This is a genomic window from Pseudomonas sp. S36 (assembly GCF_016647875.1).
Classification (GTDB): domain Bacteria; phylum Pseudomonadota; class Gammaproteobacteria; order Pseudomonadales; family Pseudomonadaceae; genus Aquipseudomonas; species Aquipseudomonas parafulva.
On record NZ_JACVVG010000035.1, the window covers coordinates 1 to 26,357 of the forward strand.

Annotated in this window: 21 protein-coding genes and 4 pseudogenes; 12 read left to right on the forward strand and 13 right to left on the reverse strand. The window is 63.9% G+C overall.

Going from position 1 to position 26,357, the window contains the following annotated elements; translation table 11 throughout:
* Positions 1-56 precede the first annotated feature (56 nt).
* Both pta and IAE36_RS23730 read right to left on the reverse strand, forming a co-directional pair.
* Positions 57-2,144, reverse strand: a complete 2,088-nt coding sequence (pta, locus tag IAE36_RS17865; RefSeq protein ID WP_201213809.1) for a phosphate acetyltransferase — start codon at positions 2,142-2,144, stop codon at positions 57-59.
* A 94-nt stretch (positions 2,145-2,238) separates the two neighbouring features.
* Positions 2,239-2,358: pseudogene (locus IAE36_RS23730) on the reverse strand (DUF3565 domain-containing protein); the annotation flags it as partial.
* Here IAE36_RS23730 and IAE36_RS17870 point away from each other — a divergent pair.
* Together IAE36_RS17870 and IAE36_RS17875 are read left to right on the forward strand one after the other, a co-directional pair.
* On the forward strand, positions 2,357-2,842 hold the full coding sequence (locus IAE36_RS17870; RefSeq protein ID WP_201163752.1) for an FKBP-type peptidyl-prolyl cis-trans isomerase: 486 nt from the start codon (positions 2,357-2,359) through the stop codon (positions 2,840-2,842). The pseudogene IAE36_RS23730 and the gene IAE36_RS17870 overlap by 2 nt on opposite strands.
* A 145-nt stretch (positions 2,843-2,987) precedes the next feature.
* Complete coding sequence (locus IAE36_RS17875; protein ID WP_082428410.1) at positions 2,988-3,470, forward strand: glutathione peroxidase; 483 nt, start codon at positions 2,988-2,990, stop codon at positions 3,468-3,470.
* Between the two features lie 91 nt (positions 3,471-3,561).
* Here the strand turns inward: IAE36_RS17875 and IAE36_RS17880 are convergent.
* Positions 3,562-4,713, reverse strand: a pseudogene (locus tag IAE36_RS17880) (glycosyltransferase family 4 protein); the annotation flags it as partial.
* A gap of 261 nt (positions 4,714-4,974) precedes the next feature.
* On the opposite strand from IAE36_RS17880, the pseudogene IAE36_RS24125 reads away from it, so the two are divergent.
* Together IAE36_RS24125 and IAE36_RS24130 are read left to right on the forward strand one after the other, a co-directional pair.
* A pseudogene (locus IAE36_RS24125) lies at positions 4,975-5,661 on the forward strand (PAS domain-containing protein); the annotation flags it as partial.
* A 120-nt stretch (positions 5,662-5,781) separates the two neighbouring features.
* Positions 5,782-6,201, forward strand: a pseudogene (locus tag IAE36_RS24130) (methyl-accepting chemotaxis protein); the annotation flags it as partial.
* Between the two features lie 91 nt (positions 6,202-6,292).
* Here the strand turns inward: IAE36_RS24130 and cysZ are convergent.
* Positions 6,293-7,021: a sulfate transporter CysZ gene (cysZ, locus tag IAE36_RS17890; RefSeq protein ID WP_201213813.1), complete on the reverse strand. Its 729-nt coding sequence runs from the start codon at positions 7,019-7,021 to the stop codon at positions 6,293-6,295.
* A gap of 332 nt (positions 7,022-7,353) precedes the next feature.
* Here cysZ and trxB point away from each other — a divergent pair, with 332 nt between their 5' ends.
* Entirely contained in the window at positions 7,354-8,316 is a 963-nt protein-coding gene (gene trxB / locus IAE36_RS17895) for a thioredoxin-disulfide reductase (RefSeq protein ID WP_028631647.1), read from the forward strand.
* A 33-nt stretch (positions 8,317-8,349) separates the two neighbouring features.
* Here trxB and nadC read toward each other — a convergent pair whose 3' ends face one another.
* The gene (gene nadC, locus IAE36_RS17900; RefSeq protein ID WP_060483288.1) at positions 8,350-9,198 is read right to left on the reverse strand and encodes a carboxylating nicotinate-nucleotide diphosphorylase; all 849 of its coding nucleotides are present in this window, start codon (positions 9,196-9,198) and stop codon (positions 8,350-8,352) included.
* A 239-nt stretch (positions 9,199-9,437) separates the two neighbouring features.
* On the opposite strand from nadC, the gene IAE36_RS17905 reads away from it, so the two are divergent.
* The 3 genes from IAE36_RS17905 (at position 9,438) to ampE (ending at position 13,048) form a co-directional block, all read left to right on the forward strand.
* Positions 9,438-11,564, forward strand: a complete 2,127-nt coding sequence (locus IAE36_RS17905) for a DUF1631 domain-containing protein (RefSeq protein ID WP_201213814.1) — start codon at positions 9,438-9,440, stop codon at positions 11,562-11,564.
* A gap of 84 nt (positions 11,565-11,648) precedes the next feature.
* Entirely contained in the window at positions 11,649-12,221 is a 573-nt protein-coding gene (gene ampD, locus IAE36_RS17910; protein ID WP_201163757.1) for a 1,6-anhydro-N-acetylmuramyl-L-alanine amidase AmpD, read from the forward strand.
* Positions 12,218-13,048 carry a regulatory signaling modulator protein AmpE gene (gene ampE / locus IAE36_RS17915; protein ID WP_201163758.1) on the forward strand — a complete coding sequence of 277 codons (831 nt, stop codon included), beginning with the start codon at positions 12,218-12,220 and terminating at the stop codon, positions 13,046-13,048. Before ampD ends, ampE begins: the two co-directional genes overlap by 4 nt.
* Before the next feature lie 25 nt (positions 13,049-13,073).
* Here ampE and IAE36_RS17920 read toward each other — a convergent pair whose 3' ends face one another.
* On the reverse strand, positions 13,074-13,862 hold the full coding sequence (locus IAE36_RS17920; protein ID WP_201213817.1) for a TatD family hydrolase: 789 nt from the start codon (positions 13,860-13,862) through the stop codon (positions 13,074-13,076).
* Between the two features lie 2 nt (positions 13,863-13,864).
* Complete coding sequence (gene cra / locus IAE36_RS17925; RefSeq protein ID WP_201213819.1) at positions 13,865-14,860, reverse strand: catabolite repressor/activator; 996 nt, start codon at positions 14,858-14,860, stop codon at positions 13,865-13,867.
* Between the two features lie 285 nt (positions 14,861-15,145).
* On the opposite strand from cra, the gene ptsP reads away from it, so the two are divergent.
* The 3 genes from ptsP to IAE36_RS17940 are packed head-to-tail and all read left to right on the forward strand — an operon-like array spanning position 15,146 to position 20,679.
* A complete protein-coding gene (gene ptsP / locus IAE36_RS17930) occupies positions 15,146-17,998 on the forward strand; it encodes a phosphoenolpyruvate--protein phosphotransferase (protein ID WP_201213821.1) in 2,853 nt (950 codons plus the stop codon).
* The gene (gene pfkB / locus IAE36_RS17935; protein WP_201213823.1) at positions 17,999-18,946 is read left to right on the forward strand and encodes a 1-phosphofructokinase; all 948 of its coding nucleotides are present in this window, start codon (positions 17,999-18,001) and stop codon (positions 18,944-18,946) included.
* Positions 18,943-20,679: a PTS fructose-like transporter subunit IIB gene (locus tag IAE36_RS17940; RefSeq protein WP_201213825.1), complete on the forward strand. Its 1,737-nt coding sequence runs from the start codon at positions 18,943-18,945 to the stop codon at positions 20,677-20,679. Before pfkB ends, IAE36_RS17940 begins: the two co-directional genes overlap by 4 nt.
* 58 nt (positions 20,680-20,737) lie before the next feature.
* On the opposite strand, the gene IAE36_RS17945 is transcribed toward IAE36_RS17940, so the two are convergent.
* Positions 20,738-20,962, reverse strand: a complete 225-nt coding sequence (locus IAE36_RS17945; protein WP_201213827.1) for a DUF3820 family protein — start codon at positions 20,960-20,962, stop codon at positions 20,738-20,740.
* Positions 20,963-21,163: 201 nt separating this feature from the next.
* Between IAE36_RS17945 and IAE36_RS17950 the strand changes: the two genes are divergently transcribed.
* Positions 21,164-21,640 (forward strand): ferritin-like domain-containing protein, encoded by a 477-nt coding sequence (locus IAE36_RS17950; RefSeq protein WP_201213829.1) that lies wholly within the window; start codon positions 21,164-21,166, stop codon positions 21,638-21,640.
* On the opposite strand, the gene IAE36_RS17955 is transcribed toward IAE36_RS17950, so the two are convergent.
* From IAE36_RS17955 to IAE36_RS17975, 5 genes are all read right to left on the reverse strand, one after another.
* A complete protein-coding gene (locus IAE36_RS17955) occupies positions 21,637-23,133 on the reverse strand; it encodes a sensor domain-containing diguanylate cyclase (RefSeq protein ID WP_201213831.1) in 1,497 nt (498 codons plus the stop codon). The two genes, IAE36_RS17950 and IAE36_RS17955, sit on opposite strands and share 4 nt — an antisense overlap.
* 143 nt (positions 23,134-23,276) lie before the next feature.
* Positions 23,277-24,611 carry an OprD family porin gene (locus IAE36_RS17960; RefSeq protein WP_201213833.1) on the reverse strand — a complete coding sequence of 445 codons (1,335 nt, stop codon included), beginning with the start codon at positions 24,609-24,611 and terminating at the stop codon, positions 23,277-23,279.
* A 195-nt stretch (positions 24,612-24,806) separates the two neighbouring features.
* Positions 24,807-25,031, reverse strand: a complete 225-nt coding sequence (locus IAE36_RS17965; protein WP_060483276.1) for a hypothetical protein — start codon at positions 25,029-25,031, stop codon at positions 24,807-24,809.
* Positions 25,032-25,250: 219 nt separating this feature from the next.
* Positions 25,251-25,985, reverse strand: coding sequence for a YkgJ family cysteine cluster protein (locus tag IAE36_RS17970; protein ID WP_201213835.1), 735 nt, complete (start codon positions 25,983-25,985; stop codon positions 25,251-25,253).
* Entirely contained in the window at positions 25,982-26,293 is a 312-nt protein-coding gene (locus tag IAE36_RS17975; protein ID WP_028631631.1) for a hypothetical protein, read from the reverse strand. The genes IAE36_RS17970 and IAE36_RS17975 overlap by 4 nt, the downstream gene beginning before the upstream one ends.
* Positions 26,294-26,357 lie beyond the last annotated feature (64 nt).

The following is a 26,357-nucleotide window of genomic DNA, read 5'->3' on the forward strand; positions in this document are numbered from 1 at the left end:
CCCCATTTTGCCTTTTGTTTCCCGCCGCCGGGGCCCCAACCGCGCCCCCAACCGCCTCAGCCCACCTCACTGGCCTGTATGGCTGTCAACGCGATGGTATGCACAATATCGTCAACCTGCGCGCCACGCGGCAGGTCATTCACCGGCTTGCGCAAACCCTGCAACATTGGCCCCAGGCTCACACCGTCGGTGCTGCGTTGCACAGCCTTGTGGGTGGTGTTGCCGGTGTTCAGATCTGGGAATACGAACACCGTCGCCCGCCCAGCTACCTGGCTGCCCGGTGCCAGGTCGCGGGCAATCGCCGGGTTGACCGCAGCGTCGTATTGCAACGGCCCATCAATCAACAGTTCTCTGGCCGCGTCCTGGGCAATGCGTGTGGCTTCACGCACCTTGTCCACTTCTTCATCACTGGCCGAGTCGCTTGAATAGCTGATCATCGCCACCCGTGGCGCAATGCCAAACGACTGGGCCGATGCTGCACTCTGCCGGGCGATCTCTGCCAGCTCCGCAGCGCTGGGGTGTGGGTTCATCACGCAATCGCCGTACACCAGCACCTGCTCGGGGAACAGCATGAAGAACACCGAGGAGACCAGGCTGGCACCCGGGGCCGTCTTGATCAGTTGCAGGGCCGGGCGAATGGTGTTGGCGGTGGAGTGCACCAGGCCAGAAACCAGGCCATCCACTTCGCCAAGGGCCAGCATCATGGTGCCGATGACCACCGGGTCTTCAAGCTGCTGTTCCGCCATCGGCGCGTTGAGGTTCTTGCTGTTGCGCAGCGCCACCATGGGTTCCACGTAGCGGCCACGGATCAGCTCCGGGTCCAGCACTTCCAGGCCATCGGGCAAGGTGATGCCCTGGGCGCGTGCCACGGCGTCCACCTCGTCGGGCTTGGCCAGCAGCACGCAGCGGGCGATACCACGGGCCTGGCAGATAGCCGCCGCCTGTACCAGCAACGGCTCGGCGCCCTCGGGCAGCACGATCCGCTTGTTGGCCTGTTGCGCCCGTTGGATCAACTGGTAGCGGAACACCGCCGGCGACAGACGCAGCTCCCGAGGGGTGCCGCAACGCTGATGCAGCCAGGCTGCGTCGAGGTGGCTGGCCACGAAGTCGGTGATGAATTCGGCCCGTTCGCGGTCGTCCACCGGGATTTCCCGGTTCAGCGAATTGAGGCGGTTGGCGGTGTCGTAGGAGCCGGTGCTCACCGACAGGATCGGCAGCCCGGCCTGCAGCGCGCCCCGGCACAGGCCAAGGATGCGAGCGTCGGGCTTGCTGTCGCTGGTCAGCAGCAACCCGGCCAGAGGCACGCCGTTGATGGCGGCCAGGCTGACGGCCAGGATGATGTCGTCGCGGTCGCCGGGTGTGACCACCAGCGTACCCGGCGTGAGCAGCGGCACGGTGTTGGCCACGGTACGCGCGCAGATGATGATCTTGCTCATGCGCCGTTGCTCGTAGTCGCCGGTGTTGAGAACCTGGGCACCCAGCAGGTCAGCCACGTCGCGGGTACGCGGGGCGTTCAGTTCGGGCTGGTAAGGGATGCACCCCAGCAGGCGGAAGTCGTCGCCACGCAACAGTGGCGAGTGCTCGCGAAGGCGGGTGGAGAACGCCGCCATGCTTTCATCGGTGCGTACCTTGTTGAGGATGACGCCGAGCACTTTCGGGTCCCTTGGGCCCCCGAACAGCTGAGCCTGCAGCTCGACCCGGCCAGACAGCTCGCTGAGCACTTCATGCTCGGCGGCCGACACCAGAATCACCTCGGCGTCCAGGCTTTTGGCCAGGTGCAGGTTCACCCGCGCGGCGTAGCTGGCGTGACGGGTAGGCACCATGCCTTCGACCACCACCACGTCGTTACCGACGCAGGCTTGCCGATACAGGGTAATGATGCCTTCAAGCAGTTCGTCCAGCTGGCCATCGCCCAGCATCCGCTCCACCTGCCCCAGGCTCATGGGCGTGGGGGGCTTGATGCCATGGGTGCGGGCAACCAGCTCGGTGGACCTTTCCGGGCCCGTGTCGCCTGGGTGCGGCTGGGCGATCGGTTTGAAGAACCCGACCTTCAACCCGGCGCGTTCCAGGGTGCGGATAAGGCCCAGGCTGATGGAGGTAAGGCCGACGCCGAAGTCGGTTGGCGCTATGAAAAAAGTCTGCATGCGTGCTTCTCAAGATAAGCGGTGCAATGAATCAACGGTCAAGGGTAGCGCTATCGGTTGCCGGTGCGCACCCGTTGCACATCAATGCCGGGTGCTGATGCAGCGCAATGATCCGACTGGTGGACCGTTGCTCGTCAGCAGGGCGTTCGCATTCGGGCGATGGCTTGGTTACACTTGCCCGTTCTACATTCTTTTGCAAAAGGTCTTGCCCCATGCTGATCGCCGCCAACAAGGCAGTCTCCATCGACTATACCCTGACCAACGACGCCGGGGAGACCATCGACAGCTCCGCCGGTGGCGCGCCGCTGGTTTACCTGCACGGTGCCGGCAACATCATCCCAGGCCTGGAAAAGGCCCTGGAAGGCAAGCAGGCCGGTGACGAGCTGAACGTCGCCATCGAGCCGGAAGACGCCTACGGCGAGTACCTCGCCGAGCTGGTAAGCACCCTGAACCGCAGCATGTTCGAAGGCGTTGACCAACTGGAAGTGGGCATGCAGTTCCACGCTTCTGCGCCCGATGGCCAGATGCAGATCGTCACCATCCGCGACATCGACGGCGATGACGTCACCGTTGATGGCAACCACCCACTGGCTGGCCAGCGCCTGAACTTCCAGGTCAAGGTCGTCGAAGTGCGTGACGCCACCGAGGAAGAAGTTGCCCACCGTCACATCCACGGTGAAGGTGGCCATCACCACTGATTTTCTGCGCTAAGCTCAGAGAGTCGCCAGGCGCTCGGGCAAACCGTTCGGCCTTCCCCAGGGAAGCGGGCGGTTTGGACGAGCGCCTTTTTAGTGGGCGCAATTTGCCTGCGGGGTTGTCGGCATCCTGAGAGGGGGTTTCATCATGAGTGCATTTCACGACCTGAAGTTGAACGCGCTGAACGGCGGTGAGCTGCCCCTGGCGCCTTTCAAAGGCCAAGTGGTGCTGGTGGTCAACGTCGCCTCCAAATGTGGCCTGACGCCTCAGTACAAAGCGTTGGAGAATCTCTACCAGGATTACCGTGACCGCGGTTTCAACGTACTTGGCCTGCCGTGCAACCAGTTTGCCGGGCAGGAGCCGGGCACTGACAAGGACATTCAGGACTTCTGCAGCCTTAACTACGGGGTGAACTTCCCGCTGGGTGCCAAACTGGAAGTCAACGGGCCGCAGCGCCATGCGCTGTATCGGCTGTTGGCGGGCGAGGGGGCCGAGTTCCCGGGTGACATCACCTGGAATTTCGAGAAGTTTCTGGTGGGCAAGGATGGGCGGGTACTGGCGCGCTTTTCGCCGCGCACGGCACCGGATGACCCGGCAGTGGTGCAGGCGATCGAGAAAGCGTTGGGCTGATTGCCGGGTGGTTGTGGGCGGTTTGAGGGGCGCCGTTTGCACGGCGTATCGCCAGCAAGCTGCCGCCAACCGGGTGGGCGCATGCGGGTAGGCTGCCTTGTTGCTGGCAAGCGCTGTGCAGGTAGCTTTCGAACTGCTCGACGATGGCCGGCCAGCCCTGGTGGCTGGCATGCTGGCGGGCATTCAGGCGCACGCGGCGCAGGGTTTCTTCTTCTTCCAGTAACCAGCAGGCAGCATCCATGAAGGCTGCCTGGTCACCTGGCATGGCCAGCGCCCCGCTGTGACCGTGGCGGATATGCTGGGCGGCGGCGGCCTCGTCGTAAGCGACCACAGCCAGGCCTGAGGCCATGGCTTCGAGTACCACATTGCCAAAGGTTTCGGTCAGGCTGGGGAACAGGAACAGGTCGCCACTGGCGTAATGCTCGGCCAGCGCTTCGCCGCGCTGGGCACCGCAGAATATGGCATCAGGCATTTGCTGCTGCAGCGCAGCGCGCTGCGGCCCATCCCCCACCACGATCAGGCGTAGACGGCATTGGGGGTGCGCCTGCTGCAAGGCGTGCATGCTTGGCGCCAGCAGGCCCAGGTTCTTTTCCACTGCCAGCCGGCCCACATGCAGCACGGCGATGTCTTGCGGGCCCAACCCCCAGCCGGCGCGCAGGGCTTGGTTGCGCCGGGCGGGGTGGAACAGGCAGGCATCCACCCCGCGCGCCAGCAATGCCAGGCGCTCGAACCCGCGGCGCTCCAGCTCCAGGCGCTGGCTGAGGCTAGGGACCAGGGTAACCGCGGTGCGCCGGTGGAACCAGCGCAGGTAATGGGTGAGCAGGCGTGCCAGCAGCCCCAGGCCATACTGGCCCGAGTACTGCGGGAAGTTGGTATGAAACCCGCTGACAACCGCGACCCCCAGGCGCCTGGCGGCGCGCAGGGCACTGAGCCCCAGCGGCCCCTCGGTGGCGATGTACAGCACATCCGGGCGTTCTCGGCGCCAGCGGCGCAACAGCCTGTGCATCGACACCTCGCCCCATTGCAGCCCAGGGTAGCCAGGTAGCGCCCAGCCCCTGCACAGCACGACTGCGGTGTTGCTCTCTGCCGCCCCGTCACCGGCCTGCCGGGGGCGCACCACCGTCACCTTGTGGCCCCGCTGGCACAGCCCTTCGCTAAGGCGGCCAAGGGTGTTGGCCACGCCGTTGATCTCGGGTGGGAAGGTTTCGCTGACCAGGACGATATGCAGGGCGGGTGTGTTCATAAAGAAAGTTTCCGCCGGCAGGGTTGCGCCAATGTGACGTGAACATGACGTAAAGATGACGCCTGATTTGTGCCACTTCATTTTTATGAAATTTTGCTGGCCGAACGCTCAAGACCCTGCCGCGCCCGCCGATTAAAGGGGTATTCGCCCTTACGCTCCAGGAGAGCGGTGATGTTCAATAACAAGCTCAAGCAAGAAATTCGTCAACTGCGTGAAGACCTGATGACCGTCGAACAGGTCAAGAGCAGCCTCGATAGCGAGATGCTGGTCCTGCAGCTCGATCCTAACGGGCGAATTGAAATGGTCAACGGCAACTTCGAGAGCGAAATGCTCTACCGTGCCGACCAATTGCTGGGGCGCAACATCGAAGACATCGTGCCCACCCACGTCAAGTCGCTGGATTTCTACAAGCGGCTGAAGACCGCCATCAGCCGGGGCGAGCACCTGCACGGTGCGGTACGCCTGCTGCGTGGCGATGGCCAGGAAGCCTGGCTGCGATCGATCCTGCAACCTGTGAAGGGCATCGATGGGCGCATCAAGTATTTCTCGCTGCACTCAAGCGACCTTACCCGCACCATCGTCACCTCCCGCGAGCATGAGAGCCTGATCAAGGCACTGATGCGTTCTACGGCGGTGATCGAGTTCGACCTCGACGGCAACATCCTCACGGCCAACGACCGCTTTCTGTCTGCGGTGGGGTACCGCCTGGACCAAATTCGCGGCAAGCATCACCGCATCTTCTGCGAACCTGAAGAAGCCAACTCCACGGCCTACCAGGCGTTCTGGGACAAGCTGCGCCGTGGCGAGTACATTGCCGAGCGCTTCAAGCGCATCGATGCCCACGGGCGGGTGATTTGGCTGGAGGCGTCCTACAACCCCATCTTCAATGCCCACGATGAGCTGTACAAGGTGGTGAAGTTCGCCACTGTGATCACCGAACAGGTCAACCAGGAGCAGGCGGTGGCCAGTGCTGCTGATGTGGCCTACAACACCTCGCGCGACACCGACGACAGCGCGCGCAGGGCCACCGACGTGGTCACCCAGTCCGTCAGTGTGATGCGTGGGCTTGAGGCATCCATGCAACAGGCCGCCGAAGGTATCCAGGCGCTGGACACGCAGTCGCGGGTGATCGGCTCGATCATCAAGACCATCAGCGATATCGCTGGGCAGACCAACCTGCTGGCGCTCAACGCTGCCATCGAAGCAGCCCGTGCAGGCGAGCAGGGCCGTGGTTTTGCCGTGGTGGCCGATGAGGTGCGCCAGCTGGCGTCACGCACCAGCACGGCTACCGAGGAAATAGCCCGGGTGGTCCAGCAGAACGAGCAACTGGCTCAGGCCGCAGTGGCAATCATCGACACCAGCAAGCGGCAGGCCGAGGAAGGTATGGCCTTGGCAGACCAGACAGGTAACGTGATCATCGAGATCCAGGATGGGGCCAAGCGGGTTGTGGACATTGTGGGCCAGTTTTCTAGCAGGCTTGGGCAGTAGTACGCGGTTAAGCGCCTCTCCGATGTGTAGGTAAGGGGGGGCGCTGGGCGCCCCATCGCGACCTGCGGTCGCTCCTACGGGCGGTCGTTGGTCAGTTTCGCTCTCGCACCCAGAACAAGGTGGCGCCGGCCACCGCCGCCGGCATCATCAGCACGTTCACCCCGGGGATCAGCAGCGCCAGGTAAGTTACCCCGCCAAACCCCAGGCTCTGCCAGCGCTTCTGGCGCAGCCAGGCGAGCATGTCCTGCCAGCTCATCTTGTTGTTGTCGGCCGGGTAGTCGATGTACTGGATGGCCATCATCCAGACGCCGAAAACCAACCACAATGGCGCAGCCACCACGTTCACCACCGGTACCAGCGAGAGGATGAACAGCCCAATGGCCCGCGGCAAAAAATACCCCAGCTTGCGCATTTCGCGGCTGAGGGTGCGGGGTACCATGGCTGCCAGCTCGCCCCAGCTGAACGCCGGGAAGTTATCCTGGCCGCGTACCACCACTTCGACCTTTTCGGCCAGAAACCCGTTGAAGGGCGCGGCTATTACGTTGGCCACCAGGGTAAAGGTGAAGAACACCATCAGGATGATCAGCGCCACGAACAAAGGCCACAGGATGTACGTGAGAAAGCTCAGCCAGCTGGGTAGGGTAGGCATGAGGGTGTCCACCCACAGGCTGAACTGATGGCCGGCAAAGTAGATCAGGCCACCGAACAGCAACAGGTTCACGGCCAGTGGCAGCAGCACGAACAGCCGCAGGTTGGGGCTCAGCACCAGTTTCAGGCCTTCACGCAGATACTGGGGGCCAGAGAGGACGGGGGCTTGCATCGGGGTACTCCGCAGAGGGTTGAAAACGCGCTGACCTTACCCGAGTTTGCCGCCTGCACCAAAGGCAACCCGCTGGCGGGAAACTGCTGGTAACAAACCCGTAGACCACGGAAAGCTGGCAAATTCACCGTATAGACAATGGCTATGAGGTGGATTGTCGAAGGATATTTCCTTAATCTTTGCCACCTCGCTACAGTGCGCTCAACTTTCAGCTTTACGGGCCTGCGCGTCGTAGCCTTCCCCAAAGTGCTGCGCGGGCCCCTTTTATTTCCACAGCTGGCCGGGCCGGTCCATCATGGCCGGCCTCGCAGCCCGCTCGACAGGAGTTCGACATGTCCGAAGTACGTCATTCGCGCGTCATCATTCTGGGTTCCGGCCCTGCCGGTTACAGCGCAGCAGTGTATGCCGCCCGTGCCAACCTCAAGCCGCTGCTGATCACCGGCATGCAGGCCGGTGGCCAGCTGACCACCACGACTGAAGTCGACAACTGGCCGGGTGACCCCCACGGCTTGACTGGCCCGGCGCTGATGCAGCGCATGCAGGAGCACGCCGAGCGCTTCGAGACCGAAATCGTGTTTGACCACATCAACGCTGTCGATCTGGCCAACAAGCCGTTCACCCTCAAAGGTGACAGCGGCACCTACACCTGTGACGCCTTGATCGTTGCCACCGGTGCCAGTGCTCGCTACCTGGGCCTGCCTTCCGAAGAAGCGTTCATGGGCAAGGGCGTCTCGGCCTGCGCCACGTGCGACGGGTTCTTCTACCGCAACAAGCCGGTAGCCGTGGTAGGTGGTGGCAACACTGCCGTGGAAGAGGCGCTGTACCTGGCCAATATCGCCAGCAAGGTGACCCTGGTTCACCGCCGTGACACCTTCCGTGCCGAGAAGATTCTGGTCGACAAGCTGCACGCTCGCGTTGCCGAAGGCAAGATCGAGCTCAAGCTCAACGCCACGCTGGACGAAGTGCTGGGCGACAACATGGGTGTGACCGGTGCCCGCCTGAAGAACAACGACGGCAGCAGCGACGAGCTGAAGGTCGACGGTGTGTTCATCGCCATTGGCCACACCCCGAACACCTCGCTGTTCGAGGGCCAGTTGACCCTGAAGGACGGCTACCTGGTGGTCAGCGGTAGCCGCGAAGGCAATGCTACCGCCACCAACGTGGAAGGTGTGTTTGCCGCTGGCGACGTAGCCGACCACGTCTACCGTCAGGCGATCACGTCGGCAGGTGCAGGCTGCATGGCCGCACTGGACGTCGAGCGTTACCTCGACGGCCTGGCCAACGCCGCCTTCTGACCTGGCAAGCCGGGGCCGCTTGGCGGCCCCGTGTTACAGGCTAAGGCGCATCGACAGGTCGACCGCCTTTACGTCCTTGGTCATTGCACCGATCGAAATATAGTCCACGCCCGTTTCGGCAATTTCCCGCAAAGTTGCCTCGCTGACCCCACCGCTGGCTTCCAGCTTCGCTTTGCCCGCAGTGATCCCCACCGCCTCGCGCATCTCGTCCAGGCTCAGCTCATCAAGCATGATGATGTCGGCGCCCGCCGCCAGCGCCTGGCGCAGCTCGTCCAGGGTTTCTACTTCAATCTCCACCGGCTTGCCTGGGGCGATGCGGTGCGCGGCGGTTACCGCTTCGGCCACGCCACCACTGGCGGCAATGTGGTTCTCCTTGATCAGGAACGCGTCGTACAAGCCAATGCGATGGTTGTGGCAACCGCCGCAGGTGACTGCGTACTTCTGCGCCAGGCGCAGCCCCGGCAGCGTCTTGCGGGTGTCGAGCAGGCGCACCTGGGTGCCCTGCACCAGGTCGGCCAGCAGCCGGGCGCGGGTAGCCACGCCGGACAGCATCTGCAGGAAGTTCAGGGCACTGCGTTCACCGCTGAGCAGCGACCGCGCCGGCCCCTCCAGGTGAAACAGCGGCTGGTTGGCCTGGGCACGGTCACCGTCGGCTACTTGCCAGTGCACCGCAACGCGCGGGTCCAGTTGCCGGAATACCGCATCCACCCACGCAGTGCCAGCGATCACGCACGCCTCACGGGTGATGATGGTCGCTTTGGCCAGGCGCTCGGCTGGGATCAACTGCGCGGTGATGTCGCCACTGCCGATGTCCTCCAGCAACGCGCGGCGCACATTGGCTTCGATTTCAGCGGTCAGGTCGGCAAGGCGTAGGTTCGGCATGTTCGGCTCCACAAGCTAGATGCCGGCGATTATAGGGCAGGGCGCAGGTGTGTACAGCCGCATGGGCGACAACCTCTGGTCACGTGCAGGGAGTCATTTCTGATAAATGCAGGTCACTGTCCCTAGGAAAACGGTGCTGGCAGCAGTGGAATTTTTTGCTGATAATGGCGTCCGTTATTTGGCGTCATAGCTTTGACGATCAAGGGCCATGAACGGCCAGACCCTGCAAGGAGTACAGGATGCGCAAAGAGGGCAAGGTTGTGCCTCTGGCGGCAGCCAGCGACCAAGGACGACGCCCGCCGCTGGCTGGCCTTCCCGTGCTGTTGCTGCAGGTGCGTGACAAGGCCGCCTTGCAACTGCGCCAGGGCCTGCACGACCTGTTCGACAATGCCGACGACACGCTGTTCGAGATGGCGGACAAGGCGGCCGATCGCGGCGGCCAGCACCTGTACTTCGAAGCCATGCGCGACCTGCGCCTCAAGCGCAAGAGCATTGAACGCGGGGTCATAGACACCTTCCATGACCGCTTCGCCTGCCTAGGCGACAACGACCTGGTGGGTGGCTTGATGGTGCCTGCGCCCGTACGCCGTGCGGTTCATCCTCAACTCACCGCCACCATCGACGCCATGGTTGCCAGGGTCAATGCTCGCGACGCCACCGCGCTGCAGCACATGGGGCTACGCTTTCAGGCCCTGCTGGAGTGGCCCCTGCCTGAACAGCTCAACCCGCTGGCGCCTGCGGCCCTGTGTGGCTATTTCACCGATGCGGTCCGTAGCCTAGGCGTGGCGGCACGGGTGAAGGATGTGTTGCTCAAGCTGTTCGAGCGCTACGTGCTGCGTGATGCGGACGTCATCTATGACGAAGCCAACCGGTTGATGGCCGCCGCCGGGGTATTGAGCCATTTGCCGTCCAGCCCGCGCCGTCGTGCCGAGGACCGCCAGTTGTCAGTGCGTCAGCCGCTGGACGAAGGTGAAGGCGTGATAGCCGCCGATGCCTCCAGCCATTTGCTGTTCGACACCTTGCAGCCATTGCTGGCGCGATCGCGCGGGCTGTTTGCCCCGCGGTTGCAGGCCAACGGCAACGCGCAGCCCGTCGACACCGCCGACGTGCTGCGACTGCTGTCGCACTTGCAGCATTACGTGCCAGGCCCAGAGGCCATCGACGAGTTCGAACTGGGGCAGCAGCTTGAACAACTGCTGCTGAGGGTTAGCGTGCGCAGTGGTACGCGCCGGCGAATTCACCCGGCCGACGAAGACATGATCAACCTCATGGGCCGCGTGTTCACCTTTATCGGCTGTGATGAAAACCTCCCGCCTGTTCTTCGTTCGCTGCTCAAGCGCCTGCAAATTCCACTGCTGAAAGTCGCGTTGCTGGACAAGAGCGTGCTAAGCCGGCCTGGCCACCCGGCCCGGCGCTTGCTCAACGAAATCGCCGCGGCCAGCCTGGGTTGTAACCACGATAAGAACGGCCTGGGTGGCACCCTGCAATTGCGGGTGGAGCGGATCGTACAGCGTGTTCTCAACGACTTCGCTGAAGACCCCCGCCTGTTCGCCGAGCTGCTCGAAGAGTTCCTCGGCCAGAACCAGCACGAGCGGCGCCGTAACGAGCTGTTCGAGCAGCGCACGCGTGATGCCGAAGAGGGGCGGGTCCAGGCCCTCCAGGCTAGGCGGCAGGTTCAAGCGGTGCTGAACCAGCGCTTGCGCGGGCGTGTGCTGCCGCAGGGCGTGGTGCACATGCTGGTGCAGCACTGGAGCCAGGTGTTGATGCTGGCGTGGTTGAAACAGGGTGGGGCGTCGTGGGCCTGGCGCACGGCAGTGCACACCATGGACACACTGCTTGCCAGCGTAACCCCGCCTTATGAACCCGAAGCGCTGGTGCAGCAGGTGCCCGCGCTTCTGAAAGCACTGCGTGAGGGCCTTGCCAGCGTGGCGACCGACTCGGCCACAACCCGCGACTTCTTCTTGCAGTTGGAACAGCTGCACCTGCGTGCTTGCACCGGCGAGCAACTGCCCACGGAGGATGATGTTCTGGTTGCCCAAGACATCATCCTCGATGCTGCGCAAGAGGAAGGCGCCGTGATGCCTCGCTTGGCAGATGGCCCGCTGAGCCAGGTGAATGGTTTGCGTATCGGTACCTGGATTGAGGTGTTGGACGAACAGGAAGCCCAGCGCTGCAAGCTGGTAGCCCGCATCGATGGCCGCGACAGGCTGGTGTTCGCCAACCACGCCGGCATGAAAGTGCGCGAGTGGGACGTCGCCGGCCTTGGCCTGGCCTTGCAACAGGGCACCGTACGGGTGCTGGACGACGGACCCTTGTTCGATCGGGCGCTCGATGCGGTGATCAAAAGCCTGCATGACCTGAACTAGGCCGCATTACAATCATTCACATGCCAAGGGCGATGGCCGCAGGGCATACTGTGCCCCTGTCTGGCGCTTTTCAGGATCTGCCCCATGCAATTGGACCGTGCCAGTGGTTGGTTCCACGGAGACGGAATCACGCACTGCCCCTCGCCAAATTTCAATGCGCGCCCGCAGGGCGAGCCTATCTCCCTGCTGGTTATCCACAACATCAGCCTGCCACCTGCGTGCTTTGGAAGTGGCAAGGTGCAGCAGTTTTTCCAGAACCGGTTGGACCCGGATGAGCACCCGTACTTTGCAGGCATCTGCCACCTGACGGTATCGGCGCACCTGTTCATCGAACGTGACGGCGCCGTGACGCAGTTCGTGTCATTGTGCGACCGCGCCTGGCACGCCGGTGTGTCCAGCTTCGACGGGCGCGAAGGCTGCAACGACTTTTCCATCGGCATCGAGCTTGAAGGCACCGACGAGCTGCCCTACACCGATGCCCAGTACCGGGTACTGGAACAGGTGACCCGGCTTATCCGCAGCGCCTGGCCTGCCATTGGGGTGGATCGCATTACCGGCCACAGCGACATTGCCCCGCAGCGCAAGACCGACCCAGGCCCTGCATTCGACTGGTCGCGCTACCGCGAGGCGCTGCACAACGGCGAGGGCAAGGCATGAGTTTTCTGGTGTTGTTGATGGCGCTGTGGTTCGAGAAGTTTTCGGCCATGCGCCACGGGGTGCAGCGCGACGGCTTCTTCCTGGGCGAACTGGCGCGGCTTGAGCGCAGCGGCCAGCGGCAGCCAGGGTGGGTGTTGGCTACCGTGGTGCTGGCACCGGTCGCCTTGCTGGTGCTGCTACTGCACGTGCTAGAGCCAGTCGCCTATGGCCTGTTGGCCCTGCCTGTGCACCTGCTGGTACTCATCTACAGCCTGGGCCGTGGCGACGTCAAAGCGCCGCTGGGGCCGTTGCGTGATGCCTGGCGCCGGGGCGATGACCAGGCGGCGCTGCATGTGGCAGAGCGCGACCTTGGCCTGGTGGCCGACGGGCCGCGCAGCTTGATGGAGCGGGTGCAGAGCCAGTTGCTATGGCAGGTGTACCAAGGCTTTTTCGCCGTCATTTTCTGGTACTTCGTACTGGGCCCCGCCGCCGCGCTGGCCTATCGGCTGCTGGCGCTGTGCACCGAGCACAGCAGGCAACCTGCACTGCAAACCCGTGCAGAACAGCTGCGCCATATCATGGACTGGCTACCCGTGCGTGTGGTGGCGTTGAGCTTTGCCCTGGTGGGCAATTTTGTCGCGGTCACCCGGGTGATGCTCCATGAAGTACTGAACTGGCACATCAGCGCTGCGCACCTAGTTGCCCGCGTTGGGCGCATTGCTGACGATATCCCCGATGAAGAAGACACCGAACGTGGGCTCGGCCGGCTGGATAGCCTGTGGGAGCTGGTGCTGCGTTGTGGGGTGCTGTGGTATGCGGTGTTCGCGCTGTTGACCGTGCTGCTCTGAATTGCAGGTAGCGCTATACCCGGCGTTACTGCAACGCCTGCCAGCCGAATAGCTGGCAGGCATTGCGGGTGCTGGCATCGGCCAGCGCTTGCACCTCCACCCCCATCACCTCGGCCAACGCCTGGGCAATGTCTGGCAGGTGCTCCGGGCTGTTGCGCACGCCCGGGTGCATAACAGGGGCCATGTCGGGCGCGTCGGTTTCAAGTACCACGGCGTCCAACGGCAGCCTGGCCAGGGTCTTGCGCAGGCGCAGCGCCTGCGGCCAGGTGCCGGCACCGCCGAGCCCAAGGCGGAACCCCAGCTTGAGGTATTCGCGCGCTTCTTCGTAGCTGCCGGCAAACGCATGAATGATACCGGCCCGTGCCGGCCGGTAGCGCTTGAGGGTGGCGATCACCTGGGCATGGCTGCGGCGCACGTGCAGCAGGGCGGGGAGCTGGAAGTCGCAAGCCATTTGCAGCTGCGATTCGAACAGGTGTTGCTGCTGCGCCTTGTCCAGGTGCGGCAGGTAGTAGTCCAGGCCGAACTCACCTACCGCACACAGCCGAGGGTCGCCCTGCAGGCGCTCGAGCCACCCTCGCAGGTGCTCGAGGTCGGCTGGCCGATGCTGCTCAAGGTATACCGGGTGCAGCCCCAGCGCTGCGGGCAGGCGCGGGTCGGCGCAGGCCAGGTCCCACACCCGCTGGAAATTGGCCTGATACACCCCCAGTACCACCATCCTCGTTACGCCACGCGCCGTCGCGCGGGCCAGCAGGCCTGCGCGATCGGCATCGAAGTCGGGGAAGTCCAGGTGGGTGTGGGTATCGATCAGGCGCATGGTCAGCCCTGGGTGATGCGCTGCTTGAAGGTACGGCCAACCGCGTGTACCCCGGGCTGGTAGCGTTGTTCTTCGATAGCGGCCAATGCCAGCTCCAGCGCCGTCGCCGCAATCTGGCCGTGCTGCTGGGCCATGGCGTTGACCGGAAGCGGCAGGAAGTCCAGCAGTTGGTTGTCGCCAAAGGTACCCAGTTGCAGCTGACGGGCACCGGGCGGGCACGCCTGCAGGGTATCGAACACCCCCTGCAGCAGCACGTAGGACGTGGTGATCAAGGCGTCCGGCAGGCTACCCAGGTCATCGATGAGTTGCTGCATCAGTTGCTGGCCGCAGGCACGGCTGAACGCATCGCCCTGATAACGGCGCACTTCGCCGGTGTAACCCTGCAAGGCTTCATCAAAACCGCCGGCGCGGGCCTGGCTGACGGACAGTTCCGGGCGCGCGCCAATCAGCGCGATGCTGTTGGGTGATGCGCTCAGCAGGCTGGCTGCCAGCCGGCGGCTGGCATCGCGGTCATCACTGATCACCGAGCAGAAGTGTGCCGGGTCTAGGCTACGGTCGATGGCAATCACCGGCAGGCCTTTGTCCTGCAGTTCGCGGTAGCTCTGGTCTTCGGGCGGCAGGCAACTGGCGACGAACAGGGCATCGCAACGCCGCGCCCGGAACAGCTGCTGCAATTGCCGTTCGCTGTCAGGCTGGTCGTCGCTGCTGGCAATCAGCAGTTGGTAGCCGCGGGCCCGGGCGCCTTGTTCCAGCTGCTTGGCGATCCGGGCGTAGCTGGGGTTTTCGAGGTCCGGCAGGATGAAGCCCAGGGTACGGGTATGCCGGCTGCGCAGCCCGGCCGCCTGGGGGTTGGGGGTAAAGCCATGGGCCTCCACCACCGCGCGAACCCGTTCCACAGTCGTATTGCTGATGCGCTGCTGTTCGGCCTTGCCATTGATGACGTAACTGGCGGTGGTCACGGACACACCGGCCAGACGGGCGATATCGCTGAGTTTCACCGAATTTTCCTTGTTATTACCGGGGCTGGCTGTAAGCGTTGGCCGGGCATTCTGCCTGGCGGGTCGCTTGCGGCGCAGACGACTATTGTCGCAATTGTCCGACAGGATGGGGCTTTTTCCTCGGAAGATTATCGAGTAACGTGGCCGCCTGGTCAGATTAAACGTTTCAGCCTCCGAATTTTCTGCCTCGGCTGCCCTCTGTGCAAGGCTGTTGAGCTGGCCATTTCCGTGAATTTCACAACAATACTCCAGTACCCACCTCGGGAACTGCAAAAGGAGAAGGTCATGCTCGAGCTCGCCAGAGAGCAAATAGCCATGGGCCAGACGGCCCCAGACAAGGCGCACGCATTGCGCCTGCTGGCGGACCGGCTGGTTGCTGACGGGCTGGTTGCCGACGGTTACCTGCAAGGTTTGCAGGACCGCGAGGCGCAAGGCTCCACCTTCCTCGGCCAGGGGATCGCCATCCCCCATGGCACCCCGCAAACCCGCGACCTGGTGTTCGCCACCGGTGTGCGCCTGTTGCAGTTCCCCGAAGGTGTGGACTGGGGTGATGGCCAGAGGGTCTACCTGGCCATTGGCATCGCTGCCCGTTCCGACGAGCACCTGCGGCTGCTGCAACTGTTGACCCGCGCCCTGGGCGAAACCGACCTGGCCGAGGCGTTGCGCCGGGCCAGCACGGCCGACGCGCTGCTCAAGCTGCTGCAGGGCGCCCCTCAGGAACTGGCGCTGGACGCCCAGTTGGTGGGCCTGAACCTGGCCGCCGAAGATTTCGACGAACTGGCCTGGCGCGGCGCTCGCTTGCTACAGCGTGCCGAGTGCGTGGACAGCGGTTTTGCCGCCGTGCTGCAGCAGGCCGAGCCTCTGCCCCTGGGCGAAGGCCTGTGGTGGTTGCACAGCGAGCGCCAGGTCCGCCAGCCAGGCCTGGCCTTCGTGACCCCGCAGCAGCCGCTGCGTTACCGCGACCAGCCGCTCAACGGCCTGTTCTGCCTGGCCAGCCTGGGCGCAGCGCACCAGGCCCTGCTGGAACGCCTGTGCGAAGTGCTGATCGAAGGCCGTGGCCAGACGCTGTACCAGGCGACCAGCAGCCGGGCCGTGCTCCAGGTGTTGGGTGGCGAGGCGCCAGCAGACTGGCCCAGCGCGCGCATCGTGCTGGCCAACCCCCATGGCCTGCATGCCCGTCCGGCCAAGGTGCTGGCGCAGCTGGCCAAGGGCTTTGAAGGCGAGATCCGCGTACGCCTGGTCGACAGTGCCCAGCCCGCCGTGTCGGTGAAGAGCCTGAGCAAGCTGCTGAGCCTGGGCGCCCGCCGTGGTCAGGAACTGGAACTGGTGGCCGAGCCTGACATTGCCGCCGACGCCTTGCCGGTGCTGCTTGCCGCCATCGAACAGGGCCTGGGTGAAGACGTCGAGCCGCTGCCAACCAGCCCGGCCCCCGTCAGCGCCCCGGCCCCGGAGGTGCTGCAGGCGCCCGCGCCGGGCAGCCGTGTGCAGGGCGTGGGCGCTGCGCCAGGCATCGCTTGCGGGCCAGCCCATGTGGTCACCGAACGCGCTTTCGACTACCCGCTGCGTGGCGAGTCGTGCAGCGCCGAGCGCCAGAAGCTGCGCGATGCCATTGCCAGTGTGAACACCGACTTGCAGGCGCTGGTGCACCGCAGCGAGGCGAGCATCGGCGAGATTTTTGTCACCCACCAGGAAATGCTCGCCGACCCGGCCCTGACCGATGACGTCGAGCAGCGCCTGGCGCAGGGCGAGAGCGCCGCCGCTGCCTGGATGGCCGTGATCGAAGCCGCCGCCAGCCAGCAGGAAGCCCTGCATGATGCCTTGCTGGCCGAGCGCGCGGCCGACCTGCGTGACGTGGGCCGGCGGGTACTTGCCCAGCTGTGTGGCATACAGGCACAGGCCGAACCTGACCAGCCCTACGTGCTGGTGATGACCGAGGTCGGCCCGTCCGACGTCGCCCGCCTGGACCCGGCACGGGTCGCCGGTATCGTCACCGCCCAAGGGGGCGCCACCGCACACAGTGCCATCGTGGCCCGGGCCTTGGGCATTCCGGCAGTGGTGGGTGCAGGTGCCGCGATGCTGCTGCTGGAAAACGGCACGCCGCTGTTGCTGGATGGCCAGCGCGGCGTGGTCAATGTCGCCCCGCCGGCAGAAGACCTGCAGCGGGCATTGGCCGAGCGCGACCTGCGCGAGCAACGCCTGCAGGCGGCGTGGGAGAAACGCCTGGAACCTGCGGTCACCCGTGATGGCCACGCCATCGAAGTGTTCGCCAACATCGGCGAGAGCAGCGGCATCGCCAAGGTGGTCGACCAAGGCGCCGAAGGCGTGGGCTTGTTGCGTACCGAGCTGATTTTCATGGCCCACCCCCAGGCACCTGACGTCGCCACCCAGGAGGCTGAGTACCGCCGGGTGCTGGACGGCCTGGGCGGCCGCCCGCTGGTGGTGCGTACCCTGGACGTGGGCGGCGACAAGCCCTTGCCCTACTGGCCGATCGCTGCCGAAGAAAACCCCTTCCTGGGTGTGCGCGGGGTGCGCCTGACCCTGCAGCGCCCACAGGTGATGGAAGACCAGCTGCGCGCCCTGCTGCGTGCCGCCGACAACCGCCCGCTGCGCATCATGTTCCCCATGGTCGGCCAGGTGCATGAGTGGCGCGAGGCACGGGCCATGGTCGAGCGCCTGCGGGCGGAAATACCGGTGGCAGACCTGCAGCTGGGGATCATGGTCGAGGTGCCGTCGGCAGCGCTGCTGGCGCCGCAACTGGCCCGCGAAGTGGATTTCTTCAGCATCGGCACCAACGACCTGACCCAATACACCCTGGCCATCGACCGCGGCCACCCCAGCCTGTCGGCCCAGGCCGACGGCCTGCACCCGGCAGTGCTCAGCCTGATCGACATGACCGTACGCGCCGCCCATGCCCATGGCAAATGGGTAGGGGTATGCGGCGAACTGGCCGCCGACCCGCAAGCGGTTGCCGTGCTGCTGGGGCTGCAGGTGGACGAACTGAGCGTCGCGTCGCGCAGCATCGCCGAGGTCAAGGCACTGGTGCGCCAGGCCGATTATTCGACGGCCCGCGCCCTGGCGCAGGAGGCCTTGCAACAAGACAGCGCCGCAGCGGTGCGTGCGCTGGTGGAGCGTTACTGAATGGCCAAGATACTGACCCTTACCCTGAACCCGGCACTGGATATCACCATTGGCCTGGACACCCTGCGCCCCGGGCACGTCAACCGCAGCCTGGCCCAGCAAAGCCACGCCGCCGGCAAGGGCCTGAATGTGGCGCAGGTGCTGGCCGACCTGGGGCACAGCGTAACCGTTGCCGGCTTCCTCGGGCAGGACAACCTGCAGGCGTTTGAAGCCCTGATCGACTGGCGCGGCTTTGCCGACTGCTTCGTGCGCGTGCCCGGTGAAACCCGCAGCAATCTCAAGTTGGTCGAAGCCGATGGCCGGGTCACCGACATCAACGGCCAAGGCCCTGAAATCGACGACGCCGCCCGCAGCGCCCTGTTGCGTCTGCTGCTGCAAGTCGCCCCCGGCCATGATGCGGTGGTGGTCGCCGGCAGCCTGCCCCGTGGCATAGACCCGCACTGGTTCCGGCAACTGCTGGACATGCTCAAGGCCCAGGGCCTGAAAGTAGCCCTGGACAGCAGCGGCGAGGCCCTGCGTGCAGGCCTGCAGAGCGCGCCATGGCTGGTTAAACCCAATACCGAAGAACTGGGCGAAGTGGTTGGCCTGGCCGTGGATGAGCCCGCGCAGCAGGGCGAAGCTGCCCAGCGCTTGCTGGCAACCGGTATCGAGCACGTGGTGGTGTCTGCCGGCGAGCAGGGCGTGCGCTGGTTCCGCCAAGGGACAACCCTGGCCGCTGTACCGCCCAAGGTGACGGTGGCAAGTACTGTCGGTGCCGGCGATTCACTGGTGGCCGGCATGGTGCACGGCCTGCTGCAGCATGAGGCCCCTGCCCGAACCTTGGCCCGGGCCACCGCCATCGCGGCCCAGGCCGTCACCCAGGTGGGTTTCGGCATCCGCGACCAGGCGCAACTGGCGCACCTGGAAGCCGGGGTGCAACTGACAGAACAACAAGAGGGTTGCCGATGAACATTGCCATTGTCACCGCCTGCCCCAACGGGCAGGTGTCGAGCGTGCTGAGTGCGCGGCTGTTGTCCGCCGCTGCCCAGCGCCGCGGCTGGAGCACCAGCGTCGAGGTGCAGGACACCGAGCACCCGGAGCGCCAGCTCAGCGCTGCACAGATCGCCGAGGCCGATTGGGTGCTGGTGGTCAGCACCGGTGCAGTGGACCTGAGCCGCTTTGTGGGCAAGCGTGTTTACCAGAGTACGCCGTCCCAGGCCTTGGCCGACCGCGAAGGTTTTCTGGATGAAGCCGCCGCCCATGCCAGCCTGTTGGCTGCCGCTGCGCCCGACACCGCGGTCGCTACCCACACCGCGGTACGCATCGTGGCCGTCACCGCCTGCCCGACCGGCGTTGCGCATACCTTCATGGCAGCCGAGGCTTTGCAGCAGGCGGCGCAGCAGCTGGGTTACCAGCTTACGGTCGAGACCCAAGGCTCGGTGGGCGCGCGCAACCCGTTGTCTGCCGATGCCATCGCGGCGGCCGATGTGGTGCTGCTGGCCGCCGACATCGAAGTGCCCACGGCGCGGTTCGCCGGCAAGCGCATCTACCGCTGCGGTACCGGCATCGCCTTGAAGCAGGCGCGAGCCACCCTGGACAAGGCCTTGGCCGAGGCGAAGGTGGAAGGGGCTGCCGATGCGGCAGCTGCTGCCCCGGCCAAGGGCGAGAAAACCGGGGTGTACAAGCACCTGCTGACCGGTGTGTCCTTCATGTTGCCCATGGTGGTGGCGGGCGGCCTGCTGATTGCACTGTCGTTTGTGTTCGGCATCGAGGCCTACAAGGAACCCGGTACCCTGCCTGCAGCTTTGATGCAGATCGGTGGCGAAGCCGCCTTCAAGTTGATGGTGCCGCTGTTGGCCGGTTACATCGCCTGGTCCATCGCCGACCGCCCCGGGCTGGCCCCCGGCATGATAGGCGGCCTGCTGGCCAGTACCCTGGGCGCAGGCTTCATTGGCGGCATCGTGGCGGGTTTCCTGGCCGGTTACAGCGCAAAAGCCATTGCCCGCTGGGCGCGGCTACCTACCAGCCTGGAAGCGCTCAAGCCAATCCTGATCATCCCGTTGCTGGCCAGCCTGTTCACCGGCCTGGTGATGATCTATGTGGTCGGCCAGCCGGTGGCCGCCATGCTCGAGGGCCTTACCCATTTCCTCGATAGCATGGGCACCACCAATGCCATCCTGCTGGGCCTGTTGCTGGGCGGCATGATGTGCGTGGACCTGGGCGGGCCGATCAATAAGGCGGCCTACGCGTTTTCGGTCGGGCTGCTGGCTTCGTCCAGCTACGCACCCATGGCGGCCACCATGGCGGCGGGCATGGTGCCGCCGATTGGCCTGGGTATCGCCACCTTCCTGGCGCGTCGCAAGTTTGCGCAAAGCGAGCGGGAGGCGGGCAAGGCTGCACTGGCGCTGGGGTTGTGCTTTATTTCTGAAGGTGCAATTCCGTTCGCCGCCAAGGACCCGCTGCGGGTGATCCCGGCAAGCATCGCGGGCGGCGCGCTCACCGGGGCGTTGTCGATGTACTTCGGCTGCAAGCTGATGGCGCCCCATGGCGGCCTGTTCGTGTTGCTGATACCCAATGCCATCAACCATGCCTTGCTTTACCTGCTGGCAATCGTCGCGGGTAGCCTGGTGACGGCAGTGATTTACGCGGTGATCAAGAAGAGCGAGCAGGTAGAACTGGCCGTGGCGCCCGCCAAAGGCTGACCCGTTCACCTTTCACCCATGCCCTGGGGCCACTCAGCCGCCCCAGGGCATGGGAGTGTCAGCGTGATCGATGCTTGTGCCGCAATGGCACCAGCAGGTCACCCAGGCCGTTATGGTCGATTTCGTGCATCAATGCCAGTAACCCACCCAGTTCCCCCTGCGGAAAACCCTTCCGGGCAAACCAGGCCAGGTAGTCCCCCGGCAGGTCAGCGATGGCGCGACCCTGGTATTTGCCGAACGGCATGGTGCGGGTAACGAGTAATTCCAGGGTTTCTGGGTTCATGTCTGTTCACGGGGTCCGATTGATGCGGTGACGATACTGCAATCTGCACGAGCGCCAAAGTCGCAATCATGCAGAACGCCGCTGCCGGTGGTTTTCGCTAATTATTCAAACCACTGATATATATAGAGTTTTATTTATTGGTCAGGTTGGCATGATCGCTGCTCTTACCTAGAGGACTACCACCTGCCAAGGAGTTTTGCCATGAGCAACCCGAACAAAGACGTTGTGGATGTACTGAACGACCTGATCCAGTACAGCAAAGACGGCGAAAAAGGTTTCCGTGAATCGGCCGACGATGTTAAGAACCCTGAGCTCAAGGCATTCTTCGCCCAGCGAGCCAGCGAGTGCGCAAACGCAGCAGGAGATCTGCAAAGCGAAGTGCGTCGCCTGGGTGGCGACCCTGAGACTTCCACCAGCGTGAGCGGTGACCTGCACCGTGGCTGGGTGAACCTCAAGTCCATGGTCACCGGCAAAGACGAAGAGGCCGTTCTGAACGAAGTGGAGCGTGGTGAAGACCACGCCCTGAAGGCCTACAAAGAAGCCCGCGAAAAACTGGTCAAGCTTGGCCGTGCAGCTACCGACACCGCCTATGCGCTGGTTGAGAAGCAACTGCAAGGCGTACAGCGTAACCACGACCAGGTCAAAGCCCTGCGTGACGCCGCCCGCGCTCGCTCTTAACGGCCGGGCCCCTCGACACGGTTGCGGCCATTGGCTTTAGCCCTGTAGAGCGCTTCATCCGCAGCACCCAGCAGGCCTGCCAGGTCATGCTGGGTGTTTGCCGTGTGGGCACTGACGCCAATGCTCACCGTGACAGGTTGTGTGTCCTGGCCAAAAGGCGCCAGCCGCTCAACCCGGGCGCGTATTATCTCTGCCAGCAGCATCGCCCCCGCCTCATCGGTTTCCGGCAATACCACCTGAAATTCCTCACCCCCGTACCGGGCTGCCAGGTCGGCAGGCCGCCTGATCGACGCCTCGATGGCCTTGGCTACCTCGCGCAAGGCATGGTCGCCCCCTGCATGGCCGTGGCGCTGGTTGAACGCCTTGAAATGGTCCACATCCACCATCAGCACGGCGAGTGGCTTGCGGTTGCGCTGGGTACGCGCCCATTCCTGGCGCAGCACCTGGTCGAGCCGCCTGCGGTTGGCCAGGCCGGTCAGGCTGTCGGTTGCAGCCAGGGCGGCAAGGCCCTGTTCAGCCTGTTGGCGCCGACGCAGTTCTCGGCCCAGCAGCAGTGTCAGCCACAGGATGCCTGCGCACAGCAGGCCCGTGGCGACACTGACCATGATGGCGGTGCGGCGCCACGAGGCGAATACGTCGTCGGCAGAATGCACCACCAGCACGATCAGGGGCAGTTGCGCGACCCTGGCGAAGGTGTACATGCGCGGGCGACCGTCGGTTGCCGACGCCGCAGTAAAACTGCCGCTCTGCTGGCTGAGCATGCGGCGGAAATTCGGTCGGTCTGCATAATTGCTGCCGATGGGTGGGTCCTGCGCGCGTGCGGGTTGACGCGCCAGCAGTTGGCCATCGGTATTGAACAGGTTGATGTTGCTGTCCGCACCAATGTCCAACCTGCGGAACAGGTCCACGAAGTAAGACAGGCGCAGGGCGCCGGCGGCAACACCGGCAAATTCGCCACCAGGCCCCGTGATGCGCCGGCTGAAGCTGATGCACCAGTCCAGGCCGCCCAGCCGTGCCTTGAACGGTGGGCCAACCAGCAACCCCAGGCTTTCATTGCGCGCGTGGGCCTGAAATACCCCGGTGTCGGCGAAATTGGCCTTGCGTGGCACAGTGCTGGTGGAGTCCCCCACCACATCGCCTTGCTTGTTCAGCCATAGCACGTCCCCGCGGTTGCGGTCGACGAACGCTTCGTTGAACAGCAAGCGCTGGCGCAGCGGGCCCGGCATGCTCGGCAGCTCGCTACGCCCAACGGCCCATATCAGACCCTTGAGGGATTGGTCGTAAAGCTCGGCATTGCGCAAAATGTCACTTTCGATCAGCTGCACGATATTGCTGGCCGAGCGTACGGCCGACAACTGCACGCTGTCCCGCTCACGGGCCAGCAGGTAACTGACGATGGCCACGATCGCCAGCACGGCCACGCAGCTGCCCAAGGTAAGCGCCAGTTCGGGGTGTGACCTGTGAAGTGCGAAACGCGGTGAGTGGGTTGGCATGTTCGCTACTGCAGGGGCAGGGCCATTCGCGGCGGCGACATTCTAGGGAACTGTGAATTGTCGGACAAGTTTGCCCGACAGAATCCCCATACGGCAGTGTTCAGCACTGCCGCATTTTCAGCTCAAGGGGCGGCAGACCAAGGTCAGAATACGTTGAACGGGTAGTCGACGATAACCCGCACCTCATCGTTGTCGCTGTTGCTGTCGATGGATGCATAGCCCTGGCTGCCACGGTGGGTGGCGTAGCGCAGCAATACCGACAGGTCCTTGAAGTCACCTTCCTGGAACACGTACTTCACATCCAGGTCGCGCTCCCAGTGGGTGGCGTTCTTGCCGTCGGCGCGGTAGTAGTCGTAGTGGGAATTGCCCTGGTCGGCCTTGGTCAGGTCTGCCTTACCCCGCGAGTACGACAGCGACGTGCTCAGGCCAGGCATGCCCAGGCCGGCGAAATCGTAGCCGTATTGCAGCTTCCACGAGCGCTCGTTGGGCGCGTTGAAGTCCGAGTACATGCGCGAGTTGTCCAGGTACACGCTGTCACCCAGGTTGATGTAGTCGAACGGCGTGTCACCGTTGACCCGCTGGTAGGCCGCCGTCACGCTGTGGTGCCCGGCGTTCAACGTCAGGTGCAGGCTGTAGGTATTGTTGTCGATGCGCCCGAGCAGCGCCCTGCCGGTGTTCTGGGTGTGGTAGAAGTGCGCGCCAGGGTTCAGGCTGAGCTGGTCGTTGACCACGTAGGTGTAGTCGAAGTCAGCGTAGTACTGGTTCCAGATGTCCTTGAGCTCGGCGGCATACAGGCTGGTGGTGATGCTTGGCGTGCCGGTCCAGGCCGCACCGGCCCAACTCAGGTGTCGGCTTTTGTCGTGGCCGTCGAGGGTGCCGTAGTAGCTGTCGATGCGGCGGTGCCCGCTTTGGTTGTACGGCTTGGTGAAACTCACCTGGCCACCTTCGAGCAACAGGCCGTCGATGCTGTGGTTGCTCAGGCTGACGCCGCGGAAGGTCTGCGGCAGCATGCGGGTTTCACCACCGGCGATCACCGGGTTGGTCAGGAACAGGTCGCCGGCTTTCAGTTCGGTATCCAGTGCCTTGAGCTTCACCGCAGCCCCCGCGGTGGAGAATGAACGCGGGGCGGCGCCCAGTTCGCCATCAGCTTTGACATGGGCAGGCAGGATGCTGGTGCCTGCATAACCGCCACCGCCGTCCAACTTCAGCCCCAGCATGGCGTGGGCATCGAGACCAAAGCCGACCGTGCCGGGGGTATAGCCCGATTCGAAACGCGCCACGGCACCCTGGCCCCATTCACGTTTGTCGCGAACGCCGGTGTTGTGGTTGTCGCGGTTGAAGTAGGCATTGCGCAGGTTCAGGTTCAGGGACGAGCCTTCGACAAAACCCTGGGCCGGGCTGTCATCTGCCTGGGCGGCGCATGGAATAGTTGCAGTCAATGCAATGAACAACGGGGTAAAACGGAACGCGGAAGGCACCGGGACAAGCTCCTTGTTTCTGTCGGTGGGGCAGTTTTTGTTGTCGATAGTTACGCTTTATATCAAGAGACGATAGGGCCGGGCAGAAAACCAGCGCCTATAAAAAAAGCCGCTGATCGGCAGCGGCTTTCAAAGGCTAACATATCGATACAAACCCTGGCCATGTCACCCAGGGCCCACCGTGGCACAGCGGCATCAGCTGTCGGCATTGGCATCCACGGTAGCTTTTGCAGCGGTCTGTTTTGCGCCTTTCACGGTATCCAGCTGCTGTGCGGCAACGGCTTCGCGAGCCTCTTCGTGGGTGCTGGCGAATGCTGCATTGCGGGCGACGAACGCTGGGGATTCTTCGGCCATGGCCAGGGGTGACAACAACAGGGAAGACAGGACGAAGACGCTGGCAATACCCATACTGTTGGACATTTGTAACTACCTTCTTGCGGTGCAAGTGTTAATGAGGACAGGGCTAAAGTTAGCCCTTCACCGGCCCTGGAAACAGAGTGAAGTTGGATAAGCACTCTTGCATGAAAGGTAACTATCTTCGGCAAACAGGTGGCGTCCAGGCGTAAACCTGCGGGCTAGAGCCTTTCAAGCCCATCGCAAGTTACGCCTGGGGCAGGCGCGTTCAATCAATAGGGGGGATCAGAACCCGATAAAAGCGTAATAAACAGGCGGTTCGCTGGTGGTCTGCATGCCCCAGGCCTGCAAGTCGGAAACCAGTGCTTCATTTTCCACATGCAAGGTCCAGTGCTCACCGTCGGTTTCTGCGACCTGCGCCAGGGCCGTTGCGAAAGCGCCCATGTCGGGCAGGTAGGCGGTAAAGCCATTGCCTTTCACCGCGCTGGTGGTCATGCCCAGCCTCTGGCACACCGCAACCTTCGCGGCGATGTCGTCACGGTCAGCCTGGCGGGATGCCTGCACCAACGCCTCCAGGCCAGCATCCAGCAACTGTGTACCGTGAATCAGTTGCGGGCCCTGCTGCCAGGCTTCGGGTGGGCAGTCCTTGCTCTCCGGCCGCAGCGGGATATGCGGGTTGATCTCTACCGGGTAGATACGGCACACCAGCGGCCGTTGCTCGTAGATGGTGCACAGGTCGTTGTCGTCCAGGTTGCGACAACGGCCTGGGTTGAAGGCGGCGAAGGTCACCGACACCCGGGCCTCACCACTGCCGCACGGCACCGGGTGGGAGCGACGCAGCACATGGTCGCGCTGCTCTGCCGGCATCCCCGGGCCGTCCGTCACGAACGCCTCGATCAGGACCACCACCTGCCCACCCGCATCCGCCCACTGGCGGGCCTCGCTCAAGGTCAGGGGTACGTGATGCCCGGTGCAGCACTTGCCGCAACCGGTGCAGGCGAAACGTAGGCTGTCGGTCACTTGCTCTGCGGGCTCCACTCACTGACGTACGCCTGCTGCTGACGGCGATCGTACAGGCACAGCTCGGTGCCGGTGCGCTGCTTCATGTGCTTTTGCGGGTACACGCCTTCAATCAGCAGGGCGCTCATGGCCACCCGGTCATCGAACTCTGCAGGCTTGCCGCGGGCGTGGGCGTTCTTGAACTGGCTGGCGGCCAGGCACGCCTTGATCATTTGCTGGCGGTGTTCGTTCCAGGCCTCGTTGCTGGAGGCTTGGGCAACGCCGCTGAACAGGGCGCAACTGATCACGATGGAGCTGAGGCACTTCATGAATGGCTTCCCACAGGTCGCTGGCTGAGAGGGAATTATGCCCCAGTCACACCTGAGGGCAAGC

Coding starts and splice junctions, on each gene's coding strand:
- pta (WP_201213809.1), bottom strand. CDS start 2,144: ATGCAGACTTTTTTCATAGCGCCAACCGACTTCGGCGTCGGCCTTACC.
- IAE36_RS17870 (WP_201163752.1), top strand. CDS start 2,357: ATGCTGATCGCCGCCAACAAGGCAGTCTCCATCGACTATACCCTGACC.
- IAE36_RS17875 (WP_082428410.1), top strand. CDS start 2,988: ATGAGTGCATTTCACGACCTGAAGTTGAACGCGCTGAACGGCGGTGAG.
- cysZ (WP_201213813.1), bottom strand. CDS start 7,021: ATGCAAGCCCCCGTCCTCTCTGGCCCCCAGTATCTGCGTGAAGGCCTG.
- trxB (WP_028631647.1), top strand. CDS start 7,354: ATGTCCGAAGTACGTCATTCGCGCGTCATCATTCTGGGTTCCGGCCCT.
- nadC (WP_060483288.1), bottom strand. CDS start 9,198: ATGCCGAACCTACGCCTTGCCGACCTGACCGCTGAAATCGAAGCCAAT.
- IAE36_RS17905 (WP_201213814.1), top strand. CDS start 9,438: ATGCGCAAAGAGGGCAAGGTTGTGCCTCTGGCGGCAGCCAGCGACCAA.
- ampD (WP_201163757.1), top strand. CDS start 11,649: ATGCAATTGGACCGTGCCAGTGGTTGGTTCCACGGAGACGGAATCACG.
- ampE (WP_201163758.1), top strand. CDS start 12,218: ATGAGTTTTCTGGTGTTGTTGATGGCGCTGTGGTTCGAGAAGTTTTCG.
- IAE36_RS17920 (WP_201213817.1), bottom strand. CDS start 13,862: ATGCGCCTGATCGATACCCACACCCACCTGGACTTCCCCGACTTCGAT.
- ptsP (WP_201213821.1), top strand. CDS start 15,146: ATGCTCGAGCTCGCCAGAGAGCAAATAGCCATGGGCCAGACGGCCCCA.
- pfkB (WP_201213823.1), top strand. CDS start 17,999: ATGGCCAAGATACTGACCCTTACCCTGAACCCGGCACTGGATATCACC.
- IAE36_RS17940 (WP_201213825.1), top strand. CDS start 18,943: ATGAACATTGCCATTGTCACCGCCTGCCCCAACGGGCAGGTGTCGAGC.
- IAE36_RS17945 (WP_201213827.1), bottom strand. CDS start 20,962: ATGAACCCAGAAACCCTGGAATTACTCGTTACCCGCACCATGCCGTTC.
- IAE36_RS17950 (WP_201213829.1), top strand. CDS start 21,164: ATGAGCAACCCGAACAAAGACGTTGTGGATGTACTGAACGACCTGATC.
- IAE36_RS17955 (WP_201213831.1), bottom strand. CDS start 23,133: ATGCCAACCCACTCACCGCGTTTCGCACTTCACAGGTCACACCCCGAA.
- IAE36_RS17965 (WP_060483276.1), bottom strand. CDS start 25,031: ATGTCCAACAGTATGGGTATTGCCAGCGTCTTCGTCCTGTCTTCCCTG.
- IAE36_RS17975 (WP_028631631.1), bottom strand. CDS start 26,293: ATGAAGTGCCTCAGCTCCATCGTGATCAGTTGCGCCCTGTTCAGCGGC.